Below are 14,023 nucleotides of genomic sequence, written 5' to 3' on the forward strand. Positions count from 1 at the left end.
GCGACGCGCTGGTATGAGAGCGCTCTCACGCAACCCTGTCTCAGTGAGGAGATAGTCGATGCGCAAGCTCCTGCTGCTCGCGACATCGGCCCTACTAGGGCTGACAACGATGTCCGCACCTGCTCAAGCGGCTCCACCGAACCTGCTCCCGCTCACGGTCACGAACAACTCGGGCCGCGGTGACGCGGTCCACCTGTACGTGTTCGGCGAGATGGGCGGCCGGCTCGGGTACGTGAACGCGAACGGTCAGTTCACCGCCTGGTCAGGAGGCGGGATCCCCCCGACCCCCGCACCGGACGTCTCGATCCCCGGCCCCGGGAACGGCGCCAGCCGGACCCTGCAGATCCCGCTCAACCTCGCCGGCGGCCGGCTCTACATGTCCTTCCGGGACAAGCTGAAGTTCGCACTGGCGCCGGGCGGCCTGGTGCAGCCGGCGCCGTGGGCCGCGGGCGACCCGAACCGCGACATCCTGTTCGACTGGAGCGAGTTCACCTACAACGGCGGCGGGTTGTGGCTCAACAGCTCGCAGGTGGACATGTTCTCGGTTCCCCACGCGGTCGAGGCGACGTCCCAGGCGGGCGCGACCAAGCGCACCGGCCAGGTCGTCTCCAACGGCCGCAACCGCATCTTCGACCAGCACCAGCAGCTGGGCGGAGACTGGTCGCGGCTGGTCCACACCCGCTCCGACGGCACTCGGCTGCGCGTGCTGAACCCGAGCAAGGGCCTCGACGCGGGCCTGTTCTCCAGCTCGTACTTCGCGAACTACGTCAGCAGCGTCTGGTCGACGTACCAGAACACGCCGCTGACCGTGGTCCCGTTCCAGAACGAGCCGAACCGCCGGTTCACCGGCCGCGTGAGCGGTGGGGTCATGCGGTTCACCAACACCTCGGGCCAGCAGGTCGCGGAGTTCCAGCAGCCGTCCACCCGTGACATCCTCAACTGCGACGGCAGGCTCGCGGCACCGAACAACGAGCTCGGCGCGATCTCGCGGTCGCTGTGCGCGGCGCTCAACCGGTCGACGCTCGGCTTCCTGCACACCCAGCCGACGTACAACGCGAGCGAGTTCTACACCCGCGCGACCACGAACCACTTCTCGAAGATCGTGCACCAGAACATGGTGGACGGGAAGGCCTACGGGTTCGCGTTCGACGACGTCGGCGCGTTCGAGTCACTTGTTCACGAACCGAACCCGCGTTCGGCGAAAGTCACGCTGACCGGATTTTAGACCGAAATATTCTTGCGTTTGATCGACTTTCACTCCACTGTGTGAGGCGCCGTCGCCGCGGCTCTCACACAGTGGAGTCGTTGTGTGCGTACGGGTCCTGCTGGTCGAAGACGACGAGCGAATCCGGCAGGCTTTGGGCCTCGCCTTGTCCGACGAGGGTTTCTCCGTGGACGAGGCGGGTTCGGGCGAAGAGGCGTTACACCGTTTGGAGACGGAATCGTTCGACGTGGTGCTGGTCGACCTCACGCTGCCGGGCGTGGACGGCCTGGAGGTCGTGCGGACGCTCCGCGCACGCGGTGACCTGCCGATCATCGTGGTGACGGCGCGCACCGACGCCTGTGACGTGATCGCCGGACTGGAGGCGGGAGCGGACGACTACGTCACGAAACCGTTGATGGCGAGCGTTCTCGCCGCACGCGTCCGCGCGTTGTTGCGCCGCCGTGGACCGGGCCGTGAATCAGTTCGGATCGGGGCCCTGGAAATCCGTCCGCAGGAAGGGCTCGTGCACCGGGCGGGTGAACGCGTTCACCTCACCAGGACGGAATTCCGGCTGTTGCTGGAACTCGCTGGTGCGGGCGGCCGAATCGTCACCAGGGAACAGTTGCTGCAAAAGGTCTGGGGTTACGACTACTTCGGCGACACCCGGCTGCTGGACGTGCACATAAGACGGCTGCGCCGCAAGATAGAGGCGAACCCGGACGATCCGGAGCTGCTTCTCACCGTGCGCGGCACCGGCTATCGGATCCGCTCGTGAAACTCACGCTGCGCTGCCGGGTCACCCTCTCGTTCGGTTTCGGCCTGCTGGTCGTCACGAGCGTGCTGGCGTTCGCCACCTGGAACCTCGCCTCCGGCTACATGCTGCGGCAGCGGGAGGCGAGCGCGACGCGGCAGGCCGAGGTCAACGTGCGGCTGGTCGAGAGGTCGCTCGCCTCGCCCGGCCTCGACGAGCTGCTGACCGGCCTCACCACCGGGCCCGACTCGTCGATCCTGGTGCTGGGCCGCGAGGGCCTGGTGCGGGCGGGCCGCGAGGTCGAGCCGTCGCAGCTGCCGGCCGGGCTGCTGGAGCGTCCGCCGGGCACGGAGCGGATCACCGTGGACGGCCTGCCGATGCTCGCCGTCGCGCGGCCGGTGGCGGGCGACGCCGTCTACGTCGAGCTGTTCGGGTTGCAGCAGCTCAACCGCTCGTTCACGTTCCTCGGCGCGGTGCTGGTCGCCGGCACGATCGGCTCCGCGCTGCTCGGGGCGGCGCTGGGCTCGTGGGCGTCGAAACGGGCGCTGAAACCGCTGGCGGAGCTGAACTCCGCGGCGGGCCGGATCGCCGGCGGTGATCTGCACGCGCGGCTGCCCGACCAGGACGACCCGGACCTCGCGGCACTGGCGGCGAAGTTCAACTCGACGGCGCACGCGCTGGAGCAGAGGGCGTTGCGCGACGCCCGGTTCGCCTCGGACGTCTCGCACGAGCTGCGGTCGCCGCTGACGACGATGGTGAACGCGGGCGCGGTGCTGCGCCGGCGTCGTGACCACCTGCCGGGCACCGCCGGGACCGCGCTGGAACTGCTGACCTCGGAGGTCGACAGGTTCGCGCGGATGGTCGTGGACCTGCTGGAGATCTCGCGCGCCGACCAGACCGACGACTACGAGCCGGAGGAGCTCGACCTGAGCGCTTTGGTGCGCAACGTGATCGCGACCCGCTGGAGCGCGGTGCCGGTCGACGCGGGCCCGGTGCGGGTGCTCGGCGACCGGCGGCGGCTGGACCGGGTCCTCGCCAACCTCGTGGAGAACGCCGAACGGCACGCGGGCGGTGCGATCTTCGTGGCGGTGAGCAGGGCGGGCGACCGGGCCCGCGTCGAGGTCGAGGACGACGGGCCGGGTGTGCCGGAAGCGTTGCGGGAGCAGATCTTCGAACGGTTCGCGCGGGGCAGGCCCGGCAGCCGGGGAGACGACTCGGGCAGCGGGCTCGGGCTCGCGCTGGTGCGCGAGCACGTGCAGCGCCACCGGGGCCGCGTGTGGGTCGAGGACCGCTTCCCGCGCGGCGCGCGGTTCGTGGTGGAGCTGCCAGCTCTTACGAAGTCGTGACGTGATGGGGTCTGACGGCGCGCTCCCCCGCGGTCCGGTCCTACGGTCGGTCCATGCGAGTACTGATCACTGGCGGGGCCGGGTTCATCGGGTCGCACGTCGCGGACGAGCTGACCTCCCAGGGCCACGAATGCGTGGTGCTCGACGCGTTGCTGCCCGAAGCCCACGGCGCTGTTCCTTCACTGGAGCACGAACTGGTCGTCGGCGACGTGACCGACGCCGCCGTGCTGCGGCCGTTGCTGTCCACAGTGGACGCGGTGTGCCACCAGGCGGCGATGGTCGGGCACGGCGTGGACCCGTCCGACGCGCCCTCCTACGCGCGCCACAACGACCTGGGCACGGCGGTGCTGCTGGCCGAGATGCACCGGGCAGGGGTGTCGCGGCTGGTGCTGGCGTCGTCGATGGTCGTCTACGGCGAGGGGCGCTACCGGTGCCTCTCGCACGGGATCGTGCGGGCCGAGCGGACCGCCGCGGACCTGGCCGCCGGCATGTACGAGCCGCGCTGCTCCTGCGGTGACTTCGTGGTGTCCGAACTGGTGCCCGAGGACGCTCCGCTGGAGCCGCGCAGCACCTACGCGGCCACCAAGCTGGCGCAGGAGCACCTCGCGCTGGCGTGGTCCCGGCAGACCGGCGGCAGCGTGTGGGCCCTGCGGTACCACAACGTCTACGGCCCGCGGATGCCGCGCGACACCCCGTACGCGGGCGTGGCCTCGATCTTCCGTTCCGCGCTGCAGAACGGCGTCGCACCGAGGGTGATGGAGGACGGTCGGCAGCGGCGCGACTTCGTGCACGTCACCGACGTGGCCCGGGCCAACGCGCTGGCGCTGGCCTCGCCGCGCCCCGGTTTCGAGGCCGTGAACGTCTGCTCCGGTTCCCCGCACACGATCGGCGACCTGGCGTTCGCGCTGGCCGACGCGTGCGGCGGACCCGCGCCGGAGATCGTGGGCGGAGCGCGGCCGGGCGACGTCCGGCACGTCGTGGCGTCGCCCGCGAAGGCGTTGGACGTGCTGGGTTTCGAGGCCCGGGTCGGCTTCGCGGAAGGGGTGCGGGAGTTCGCCTTCGCCTCGCAGCGGGAGCCGGTCACCAGTTCGTGAGCACCAGGTGGTTCACCGCCAGGGCCGTGACGGCCTGGGCGGTGAGCCACCGCCTGTCCAGCCGGGCCGTACCGGCGAGCAGCCAGACGGCGAACGGCAGCCAGATGCGTTCGGTCTCGGCCTTGCTCAGGCCCGAGAGGTCCGCCGCCAGGATCGCGATGCCGGCCGCGACGACCCACTTGTCCCTGCGCAGTCCCCTGATCCCGGCCGGGCCGATCACCAGCGCGAGTGCCGCGAGGTTCGCCCACGCCCAGTACCAGTACGGCCTGGTGTCGCCGATGCCCTGGTAGTAGCGGAGTTTCACCAGCTCGTAGCCGTCGAGCCACCAGAACCCGCTGATCGCGAACGCCGCCACGACCGCGAGCGCGCCCGCGACGGCCCAGCCGATCCTCCTGCCGACCGCGACGATCGCGAGCGGGACCAGCAGCACCAGCCCGTAGGACAGGAACAGGCACCAGCCGAGCACGACGCCGCCCAGCAGCGGCCACCGGGTGAGCAGGTAGATGCCGACGGCCGCCACGCCCATGAACATGCCGTCCGCGGACGCCCCTACCCACACGGCGCCGGGGAACAGGACGAGGAACGGCAGCACCGCGTTGGTGCCGATGGCCTTGGGGATCGCCACCACCGCCAGCGATCCGACGAGGACGCAGAAGATCGACGCCGCCGCTCCCCCGCCGAGACCGACGCGGTCGAGCGCGACGAACGTGAGCAGAGCGCCCGGCGGATGTCCGGAGACGTGCGTGGTCCACGAGTCGGGCTGGAAGTCCGGGATGCGCGCGGCGAAACCGCGCAGCATGGCGGGCACGTCGGTGACGCCGGGAACCTCGTGCAGGTACTCGTCCTCGGTCGTCAGCCTGGTGACGAAGTGCTTCCAGCCGTCGACCATCGCCAGCGAGAACGTCCACGCCGTGGCCGCCACGTAGGCGATCGGCAGCGCGAACCGGTGGTTCGCCAGCTCGGGCCCCTTGGCGACGACGAGGAACGCGATCAGGACCGCCGCGGGCGTGCCAGGCCCCAGGTGCGGCTGCCAGTCGCCGAAGAGCGGTGCCGCGGCGGCGAAGAGGACGCCGGGGTCGTTGACGTTGACGACGACCCCGATGATGATGGCGGCGGCGACGAGCAGCCCCGCGATGACTAGACGCACCGCGCCCAACCTAGGGGGTCGGCAGGGTCCTCGCGGGCCTCGCAAGACAATCGTAAGAACTCGTTCGTGCGTCACAATTCCGTAAGCACCACAACACTTTCCCGTGGTCCAGGGTGGACACATGGATGTCGTGTTGCCCTGCCTGGACGAGGCCGCCGCACTGCCCGCGGTGCTCGCCTCCCTGCCTCCCGGATTCCGCGCGATCGTCGTGGACAACGGGTCGTCCGACGGTTCGCCCGAGGTGGCCGCCGCGTGCGGCGCCCTGGTCGTGCACGAACCGAAACGCGGCTACGGCGCCGCCGTGCACACCGGGCTGCTCGCGGCCACCTCCGACCTGGTGGCGTTCGCCGACGCGGACGGTTCGCTGGACCTGGCCGCACTGCCCGCGATGGCCGCGCTCCTGGCCGATGCCGACCTCGTGGCTGGCCGGCGAAGGCCCGTGCACGCCGGCGTGTGGCCGTGGCACGCGCGGGCGGGCAACGCCGTGATCGCGTCCCTGTTGCGGCGCAGGGGTCTGGACGTGCACGACATCGCACCGCTGCGCGTGTGCCGGCGGGAGGCGTTGCTGGCGCTGGACCTCCAGGACCGCGCCTTCGGCTATCCGCTGGAACTGCTGGTGCGCGCGGCGGAGGCGGGCTGGCGGGTGCGCGAGGTCGACGTGGTCTACCGGCCGCGCGCGGCCGGCACGCGGTCGAAGGTCTCGGGCTCCGTGCGCGGCACGATGCGGGCGGCACGGGACATGGCGGGGGTGCTGCGATGAGGTTCTGCCTGCTGATCATGGCGAAGTCGCCGGTGCCGGGCCAGGTGAAGACGCGGCTGTGCCCGCCGCTGTCGGCGGAGGAGGCCGCCGACGTGGCGGCGGCGGCGTTGCTGGACACGATTTCGGCGGCTCTGGACACGCCCGGCGCCGTGCCCGTGGTGGCGCTGGCCGGGGTGGTGCGGCGCGAGGACGTCCGCGACGCGCTGGCCGGGTGCGTGGTCGTCCCGCAGCGCGGTGTCTCGTTCGCCGAACGGCTCGTGCACGCGCACGCCGACATCGCGCGGTTCCGGATGCCGGTGTTGCAGATCGGGATGGACACGCCGCAGGTCACGCCGTCGCTGCTGGAGTCGTGCGCCGAGTTCGGGGAGGCGGCGCTCGGGCCGGCGCTGGACGGCGGCTGGTGGGCGCTCGGGTTGCGCGACCCGTCGCGGGCCGCGGTGTTGCGCGACGTGCCGATGTCGCGTGCCGACACGGGGGCGCTGACGCTGGAGGCGTTGCGCGGGCTGGAGGTGCGGACGCTCCCTGCTCTGTCCGATGTGGACACGATGGCGGACGCCCGCGCGGTGGCGCGGCAGGTGCCGGACAGCCGGTTCGCGGCGGCGCTCGCCCGGGCGGCGGCGGTGACGCGATGATGTTCGACCAGGCCCTGAAGGGCCATCCCGGCTGGCTCGACCTCTCCGGCACCGCCTCGCGCGAGCTCAGCGTCGCGCGCTGGCACGCCGACGCGGACGGCGGCGACTCCGTCCTCCTCGACGCGTGCACCGGCCCCACCCTCGACGTCGGCTGCGGCCCCGGCCGTCTCGTCGCCGCGCTGCTGGCCCGCCGGGTCAGGGCGCTCGGCGTCGACGTGTCCCCGGAGGCGATCCGGCGCACCACCGAACGCGGTGGCGTCGCGATCCGCCGCGACGTGTTCGACCTGCTGCCGGGCGAGGGGCACTGGCAGCACGTCCTGCTCGCCGACGGCAACGTCGGCATCGGCGGCGACCCGGCGGCCCTCCTGCGCCGCGTCCGGACCCTGCTCAGGCCCAGCGGAACGGTCGTCGTCGAGGTCGAGCCACCGGGCGCGGGCCTGACCGTCGGCCAGGCGCGCGTGCGGACCGAGGACACCCGCGGCCAGTGGTTCCCGTGGGCTTGGAGCGACGCGGAGTCCCTGACCGCAGACGGTTTCTTCCTGCTGTGGCAGACCGAACGTGCCGGACGCTGGTTCGCGTGCTGGGAGCGGCTGTGAAACTCCCCGTCCTCAAGCCTCCCGCTTTCAAGGCACCCGCCCACCACACGGGCGTGACGAGCCGGGTCGGCACGTGGCTCGGCATCACGTTCGGGCTGTGCTTCGTCACCGGCCTGCTCAGCCACGGCGTGCAGCACGACTGGGTGTGGCCGACCCGCCCGGTGGACCTCTACCGCGTCACCCAGGGCGTGCACGTGATCTCCGGGGTCGCCTCGATCCCGTTGCTGCTGGCCAAGTTGTGGAGCGTCTACCCGAAGCTGTTCGAACGGCCGCTGATCAGGTCCGTGCCGCACGCCCTGGAGCGCGCGTCGATCTTCGTGCTGATCGCGGCGTCGTTCTTCGAACTGGTCACCGGCCTGTTCAACGCGGCGCAGAACTACCCGTGGTCGTTCTACTTCCCCACCGCCCACTACGCGGCGGCGTGGATCGCGATCGGCGCCCTGCTCGTGCACGTCGCGGTGAAGATCCCGGTCGTCCGCCGCACCCTCGAACCGGCGTCGGACGAGCGGACCATCCTGTCCCGCAGGGCCTTCCTGCGCACCACGGCCCTCACGACCGGTGTCGCCGTGGTGGCGACGGCGGGCGTCACGGTGCCGTGGCTGCGCAAGATCTCGGTGCTGGCGTGGCGGTCGGACGGCGCCCTGCCGGTCAACCGCACGGCGCAGGCGGCCGGGATCGTGGTGCCGCCGGACTGGCGGCTGAGGGTGGGCGCGCGGAGCTTCTCGCTGGCGGAGCTCCAGGCGATGCCGCAGACCACCGTCGACCTGCCGATCGCGTGCGTCGAGGGCTGGAGCCAGAACGCGACCTGGACCGGCGTCCGCGTCTCCGAGCTCGTGGGAAGAGGGGACGTGCGGGTCGAGTCGCTGGAGGAGGACGGGCTGTACCGGGCGACGACGCTGCCCGAGGCGTTCGCGCAGGACCCGCTCACGCTGCTGGCGCTGCGGCTCGACGGCGAGGAGCTCAGCCCGGACCACGGGTACCCGTGCCGGCTGATCGCGCCGAACCGGCCGGGTGTGCTGCAGACGAAGTGGGTCACGTCGCTGGAGGTGCGGGCATGAGCGGCGTGCTCGTCGCGCGGGTCGTGCTGGGTGCGGCCGGCGTCGGCCTGGGCGCCTGGGGTGCGTGGCTGCTCCTGCCCCAGGTCACCCTCGAGCTGCTCCTCTGGCTCGGCGGCGGCGTGGTCCTGCACGACTTCCTGATCGCCCCGCTCGTCGGCGCCGCCGGGCTCGTGGTGAAACGTCCGTCCATCGGCGTCGGGCTCACCGTCTCCGGCGTCGTCACCCTCGTCGCGGTGCCGCTCCTCTGGCGCGAGCACAGCGGACCGGTGAACCCCGGCCTGCACGACCGCGACTACCCCGCCGGGGTCGCGGTCGTGCTGGGCCTGACCTGGGCCGCGGTGGTCCTATACGAGGTCGCGGCGCACCTTCAGAAGCGTCGCCGCGCCGACGAAGAACACGACGTACCCGGCGAGGACCAACGCCGCGGTGGTGCCGCTCAGGTTCGTCAGCACGCCGGGGGCACCGGATCCGCCGACGGCACCGGCGAGGTTGCCGGCCGATCCGCCCGGCAGGACCTCGGTCAGCGCCTCGACCGGCCCGAGGAGGGAACCCACGCCCCGCAACAGGTTCTCGGTCACGATCGCCCACATCAGGCCGAGACCGACGGCGAGCGCGGGCCCCTTGGTGACGACGCCGAGGAACACGCCGAACCCCGCCCACATGGCGGCGATCAGCAGTGACGCGCCCAGCGCCTCGAAGACGCCGGGTCCCGGCAGGCTCCAGTCCCAGCCCTCCAGCGACGCCACGGTCACCGCCGCGCCGAGGTCCACGACGAACGTGAGGGCCACCAGCAGCACCACGACGATCCCCAGCGCCCCGAGCGTGCCGGCCATCGCCGAGACCCGGCGCGGGCCGGCCGTCAGGGTCGTCTTCCAGGTGCCCCAGCCGTAACCGCTGCCGACGGCGAGCGCGGCCAGCACCAGCACGATCGCACCGCCGAACATGGGCAGGCCGCGCACCACGGCCGCGCCGACGTTCTCCGGCTGCATCGCGCCGATCAGCTGCTGCTGGGACATCGAGCGCGTGTTGGTGCCGCCGTTCAGGGCGAGGTAGTTGAACACGTAGCCGAACGTCAGCGTCATCACCAGCCAGACGCCGATGAGCACCCAGGTCGCCGGCCACTTCCACAGCCTCAGCAGCTCCGCCTTCACGCTGCCCATCACGCCGCTCCCGTCATCTCGAAGAAGACCTCTTCCAGCGTCCGGCGCAGCGGCCGGACCTCCTGCACGTCCACGCCGGCGTGCACGAGCGCACGCACCAACGCCCTCGCGTCCGCCTGCCGCACGTGCAGCACATCGCCGTGCACCTCACTGCCCTCGACCAGCACGTGCGCCTTCTCGATCGGATCGGCCCTGATCAGCAGGACCGTGTCGCCGCGCAGCTGCTCGACGGTGCTCTCGGCGACGAGCCTGCCGTTCGAGATCACGCCGACCCGGTCGCAGATCTCCTCGACCTCGCCGAGCAGGTGGCTCGACAGCAGCACCGTTTGGCCCTGCGCGGCCAGCGCCCGCACCAGGTCGCGCATGTCGGCCATGCCCGCGGGGTCGAGGCCGTTGGTCGGCTCGTCGAGGATCAGCAGCTCCGGCCGGCCGAGCAGGGCCGCGGCGACGCCGAGCCGTTGCTTCATGCCGAGCGAGTACCGGCGGAACTTCTCGGTCGCGGCGCCCACCAGGTCGACCTGCTCCAGCACGGCCTCGACGTGCGTCCTGCCTGCGCCCCGGCGAGCGGCGTGCACGCGCAGGTTGTCGCGGCCGGACAGGTACGGGTAGAAGCCTGGTCCCTCGATCAGCGACCCGACCTTGAGCAACGCCTTCTGGGTGCCCGGTTTCTCACCGAGGACCCTGGCGGATCCGCTGGTCGGCTTCACGAGCCCGAGCAGCATGCGGATCGTGGTCGTCTTGCCCGCGCCGTTGGGACCGAGGAACCCGTAGACCTCGCCCCGCCGCACGGACAGACTGACCTCGTCCACCACGGCGCGGTCGCCGTAGCGCTTCGTCAGCTTCTCCGTCGTCACGATCATGGGCTCAACTGTGGTCCCGCCAACGACCTGGGGCGTCAGCACCGGAGCGTCATGAAGATACGCACATCTGCGTACGGCGCCGGTCGTATGGTCGGCGGCATGCGGATCACATGGCAGGACGGCGCGCTCACAGCGGCGTTGCTGTTCTTCGGCCTCGCGGGCACGCGGTTCGCCGCGCGCCTTCAAGGCGGCGAACCCCTCGACGCCCTCGCCTACGCGCTCATCGTCGTGGCGGCCTGCGGCCTGCTGTTCCGCTCCGTCCGGCCACTGTGGACGGTGCTCGTCACGATCACGCCGATCGTGGTCTACCTGGCGCTGGGCTACCCGTTCGGCCCGATCCTGGTGAGCGGTGTCGCCGCGATCTACGCGGTGGCCGTGTACGCGCGCGTGGAACTCGCCGCCGCCGGCGCCCTGCTGTACGCACTGGCGATCCTGCCGTGGTGGAACGACTCGCTGACGTCGTGGATCACCTGGTCGGCCGGGTGGATCCTGCTGCCCGGCGCGGCGGGTGTGCTGATGAAGCTGCGCCGCCGGTCCGCTGTGGACGTTCGCGAGCGCACCGCGATCTCCGAACGCCTCCGGCTCGCCCAGGAGGTCCACGACGTCGTCGGCCACGGCCTCTCGGTGATCGCCATGCAGGCCGGGGTCGCGCTCTACGTGCTGGACAAGGACCCCGCGAAGGCCCGCGCGTCACTCGAAGCCATCCGCGACACGTCCAAGGAAGCGCTGGACGGCCTGCGGTCCGAACTGGACACCCTGCGCGGCTCGGCTCCCTTGACGCCGGCGATCACGCTCGACGACCTCCCGGCACTCGCTGCGCGGATGCGCGAGGCGGGGCTGGAGGTGTCCGTCGAGGTCGCCGGGATCGAGTTGCCGGACACCCACCAGCTGGCCGTGTACCGGATCGTGCAGGAGTCGCTGACCAACGTCCTGCGCCACTCCTCCCCCGGTGTCACCGCGTCCGTCAGGGTCTACACCGTGCGCGACGAGCTGGTCGTCCACGTGACCGACACCGGCACGCCCACCGACTTCACCGAGGGGCACGGCATCGCGGGCATGCGCTCGCGGGCCGAAGCGCTCGGCGGCACGCTCGAAGCCGACTCGGCGCACGGCTTCTCGGTGATCGCCCGGATACCGTTGCCCGCATGATTCGCGTGGTGGTGGCCGACGACCAGCCGCTGGTCCGGATGGGGCTGCGGACGTTGATCGAGACCGAGGACGGCGTCCAGCTCGCCGGAGAGGCCGCCGACGGGCGCGAGGCCCTCGCGCTGATCCAGGCGACGAAACCGGACGTGGTGTTCCTCGACATCCGCATGCCGCTGATGGACGGCCTGGAGGTGCTGCGCCGCGTCAGCGCCGACCCGGCGTGCGCCGGGGTCCGGATCGTCGTGCTCACGACGTTCGACCTCGACGAGTACGTGTTCGAGGCACTGCGGACGGGCGCGTCCGGGTTCCTGGTGAAGGACTCCGACCCGGCGGACCTGCTGCGCGCGGTGCACGTGGTGGCCGACGGCGGTTCGCTGCTCTCGCCGTCCGTCACGCGCCGGGTGATCGACCGGTTCGCGTCCGGGGCGTCGGCGCGGCCCGTGCCGCACCTGGACAGGCTGACCGAACGCGAGCGGGAGATCATGCGGCACGTGGCGTCCGGCGCGTCCAACGACGAGATCGCCGCGGTGCTGGTGATCTCGCCCGCGACGGTGCGCACGCACGTGTCGCGGGCGATGGTGAAGCTGGGCGCGCGCGACCGCGCCCAGCTCGTCGTGTTCGCCGTGCAGTCAGGCCTGACGTGAGTCGAACGCGGCCTTGAGGCCCCGCGCGATCTCGGGCGGGATCGAGTCGTAGGCGCGCGGCGGCTGCGGGTCGTACTCGATGCCGACCTGCACGGCCTGCGCGACCACCTCGCCGAACTCGGCCTCGACCAGCCGCAACGCCATGTCGATGCCCGCGGAGACACCCGCCCCGCTGACGACCTTGCCGTCGAACACCACCCGGTCGGTGCTCACCTCGACGCCCCGGACCTCCAGGTCCTCGCGCGCGGCCCAGTGCGTCGTGGCCTTCGAGACCAGTCCCGCCTCGGCGAGCAGCGTCGACCCGGTGCACACCGACGTCGTCCACTTCGTGGTCGGGTGCACCTCCCGCAGCCACTCGACGACGCCACCGGAGTCCTTCAGCAGTTCCCTCCAGTGCCCGGAGCCCGGCACCACGACGACGTCGGTGGACTTCAGCGAGGCGAACGTGTCGGTCGGCACGACGGACAGCCCGTTGTCGGACTTCACCGGATCGAGCGTCGCGGCGACGAACCGGGTCGTGACGACCGGCACGCTGCCGAGCACCTCGAACGGGCCGACGAAGTCGAGCGCGGTCATGTTCGGGTAGAGCACGAACGTGGCTTCCATCAGGCAACCCCAGTGGTCCGGAAACGGGCGCGGTAGCTGCCCGGCGACACGCCGAGCACGCGCAGGAAGGCCCGCCGCAGGGTCTCGGCCGAGCCGAACCCCGACTGGCGGGCGACGAGGTCGAGCGGGTCGCCGCTGCTGGCCAGCCGGTCGGCGGCGGCCTCGACGCGGGCCCGTTCGACGTACTGCGCGGGCGAGACGCCCACGTTGCGGGAGAAGACCCTGGCGAAGTGCCGCACGCTCATCATGGCCTTGCGGGCCATGACCGGCACCGTCCACTCCCGAGTCGGATCGGCGTGGATGTCGTCCAGCAACGCGCGCAGCGAGCCGTCCGGCACCGGCTTCGCGCGGGTGTGCACGCTGAACTGCGACTGGCCGCCCGAGCGTTGCAGGAACACGACCAGGTACTGCGCGATCCTGCGGGCCAGCGCGGGCCCGTGGTCCTGCTCGACCATGGCCAGCGCCAGGTCGATGCCCGCCGTCACCCCCGCCGACGTGGCCACCTCGCCGTCGCACACGAAGATCGCGTCCGGTTCCACCTCGACGCCGCGGTTCTCCAGCTCGCCGGTGAACGCCCAGTGCGTCGTCGCCTTCTTGCCCTTCAGCAGCCCGGCGCCGGCCAGCACCAGGGCGCCCGTGCAGACCCCCGCGACGCGACGGGACCGCAGCGCCAGCCGCCGCAGGTTCGTCGTGAGCACCGCGTCGGACGCGGCCTCGTCGTACCCCCAGCCGCCGACCACGAGCAGCGTGTCGATCGGACGGTCCAGCGCGAGCAGGTCGGCACCGGCCTCGACGCGCACGCCCGCCGTGGCGGTGAACGGTTCTCCCCCGAGCGTGGCCACGGTGACCTGGTAGCGCTGCTCGCCGTAGTTCGCCGCCTGGAACACCTCGACGGGCCCGGCCAGGTCCAGCAACGCGACGCGGTCGTAGCCGACCACGACTATCTCCCTCAGATTCCCCACACCTCCACTTTCCTCACCCCCGCCTGGGGCGGCAACGCCATATCCCCCTCGGATTCG

Annotated in this window: 15 protein-coding genes; 10 read left to right on the top strand and 5 right to left on the bottom strand. The window is 71.6% G+C overall.

Annotated elements, in window-relative coordinates:
• The first annotated feature begins 58 nt into the window (after positions 1-58).
• The 4 genes from ORI60_RS13155 (at position 59) to ORI60_RS13170 (ending at position 4,395) form a co-directional block, all read left to right on the top strand.
• Entirely contained in the window at positions 59-1,225 is a 1,167-nt protein-coding gene (locus ORI60_RS13155) for a beta-1,3-glucanase family protein (protein WP_266037471.1), read from the top strand.
• Between the two features lie 82 nt (positions 1,226-1,307).
• Entirely contained in the window at positions 1,308-1,979 is a 672-nt protein-coding gene (locus ORI60_RS13160) for a response regulator transcription factor (RefSeq protein WP_266037472.1), read from the top strand.
• A complete protein-coding gene (locus tag ORI60_RS13165) occupies positions 1,976-3,301 on the top strand; it encodes a sensor histidine kinase (protein ID WP_266037473.1) in 1,326 nt (441 codons plus the stop codon). Before ORI60_RS13160 ends, ORI60_RS13165 begins: the two co-directional genes overlap by 4 nt.
• A gap of 53 nt (positions 3,302-3,354) precedes the next feature.
• A complete protein-coding gene (locus tag ORI60_RS13170) occupies positions 3,355-4,395 on the top strand; it encodes an NAD-dependent epimerase/dehydratase family protein (RefSeq protein ID WP_266037474.1) in 1,041 nt (346 codons plus the stop codon).
• On the opposite strand, the gene ORI60_RS13175 is transcribed toward ORI60_RS13170, so the two are convergent.
• Positions 4,382-5,542 carry a hypothetical protein gene (locus ORI60_RS13175; protein ID WP_266037475.1) on the bottom strand — a complete coding sequence of 387 codons (1,161 nt, stop codon included), beginning with the start codon at positions 5,540-5,542 and terminating at the stop codon, positions 4,382-4,384. The genes ORI60_RS13170 and ORI60_RS13175 overlap by 14 nt on opposite strands.
• A 121-nt stretch (positions 5,543-5,663) precedes the next feature.
• Between ORI60_RS13175 and ORI60_RS13180 the strand changes: the two genes are divergently transcribed.
• Genes ORI60_RS13180 through ORI60_RS13195 form a run of 4 tightly spaced genes read left to right on the top strand, consistent with a single transcriptional unit; the run spans position 5,664 to position 8,588 of the window.
• Positions 5,664-6,302 (top strand): glycosyltransferase family 2 protein, encoded by a 639-nt coding sequence (locus ORI60_RS13180; protein WP_266037476.1) that lies wholly within the window; start codon positions 5,664-5,666, stop codon positions 6,300-6,302.
• Positions 6,299-6,934: a TIGR04282 family arsenosugar biosynthesis glycosyltransferase gene (locus ORI60_RS13185; RefSeq protein ID WP_266037477.1), complete on the top strand. Its 636-nt coding sequence runs from the start codon at positions 6,299-6,301 to the stop codon at positions 6,932-6,934. Before ORI60_RS13180 ends, ORI60_RS13185 begins: the two co-directional genes overlap by 4 nt.
• Complete coding sequence (locus tag ORI60_RS13190) at positions 6,931-7,530, top strand: class I SAM-dependent methyltransferase (protein WP_266037478.1); 600 nt, start codon at positions 6,931-6,933, stop codon at positions 7,528-7,530. The genes ORI60_RS13185 and ORI60_RS13190 overlap by 4 nt, the downstream gene beginning before the upstream one ends.
• Positions 7,527-8,588, top strand: a complete 1,062-nt coding sequence (locus ORI60_RS13195) for a molybdopterin-dependent oxidoreductase (protein ID WP_266037479.1) — start codon at positions 7,527-7,529, stop codon at positions 8,586-8,588. The genes ORI60_RS13190 and ORI60_RS13195 overlap by 4 nt, the downstream gene beginning before the upstream one ends.
• Positions 8,589-8,932: 344 nt before the next feature.
• On the opposite strand, the gene ORI60_RS13200 is transcribed toward ORI60_RS13195, so the two are convergent.
• Positions 8,933-9,748 (bottom strand): hypothetical protein, encoded by an 816-nt coding sequence (locus tag ORI60_RS13200; protein WP_266037480.1) that lies wholly within the window; start codon positions 9,746-9,748, stop codon positions 8,933-8,935.
• A complete protein-coding gene (locus ORI60_RS13205; protein ID WP_266037481.1) occupies positions 9,748-10,608 on the bottom strand; it encodes an ABC transporter ATP-binding protein in 861 nt (286 codons plus the stop codon). Before ORI60_RS13205 ends, ORI60_RS13200 begins: the two co-directional genes overlap by 1 nt.
• Before the next feature lie 99 nt (positions 10,609-10,707).
• Here ORI60_RS13205 and ORI60_RS13210 point away from each other — a divergent pair, with 99 nt between their 5' ends.
• On the top strand, positions 10,708-11,757 hold the full coding sequence (locus tag ORI60_RS13210; RefSeq protein WP_266037482.1) for a sensor histidine kinase: 1,050 nt from the start codon (positions 10,708-10,710) through the stop codon (positions 11,755-11,757).
• On the top strand, positions 11,754-12,398 hold the full coding sequence (locus ORI60_RS13215; protein ID WP_266037483.1) for a response regulator: 645 nt from the start codon (positions 11,754-11,756) through the stop codon (positions 12,396-12,398). Before ORI60_RS13210 ends, ORI60_RS13215 begins: the two co-directional genes overlap by 4 nt.
• Here ORI60_RS13215 and ORI60_RS13220 read toward each other — a convergent pair.
• Both ORI60_RS13220 and ORI60_RS13225 read right to left on the bottom strand, forming a co-directional pair.
• On the bottom strand, positions 12,384-13,004 hold the full coding sequence (locus ORI60_RS13220; protein ID WP_266037484.1) for a DJ-1/PfpI family protein: 621 nt from the start codon (positions 13,002-13,004) through the stop codon (positions 12,384-12,386). The two genes, ORI60_RS13215 and ORI60_RS13220, sit on opposite strands and share 15 nt — an antisense overlap.
• The gene (locus tag ORI60_RS13225; RefSeq protein WP_266037486.1) at positions 13,004-13,966 is read right to left on the bottom strand and encodes a GlxA family transcriptional regulator; all 963 of its coding nucleotides are present in this window, start codon (positions 13,964-13,966) and stop codon (positions 13,004-13,006) included. The genes ORI60_RS13220 and ORI60_RS13225 overlap by 1 nt, the downstream gene beginning before the upstream one ends.
• Between the last annotated feature and the right edge of the window lie 57 nt (positions 13,967-14,023).

It is taken from the genome of Lentzea sp. NEAU-D7 (genome assembly GCF_026242055.1).
Lineage (GTDB): Bacteria > Actinomycetota > Actinomycetes > Mycobacteriales > Pseudonocardiaceae > Lentzea.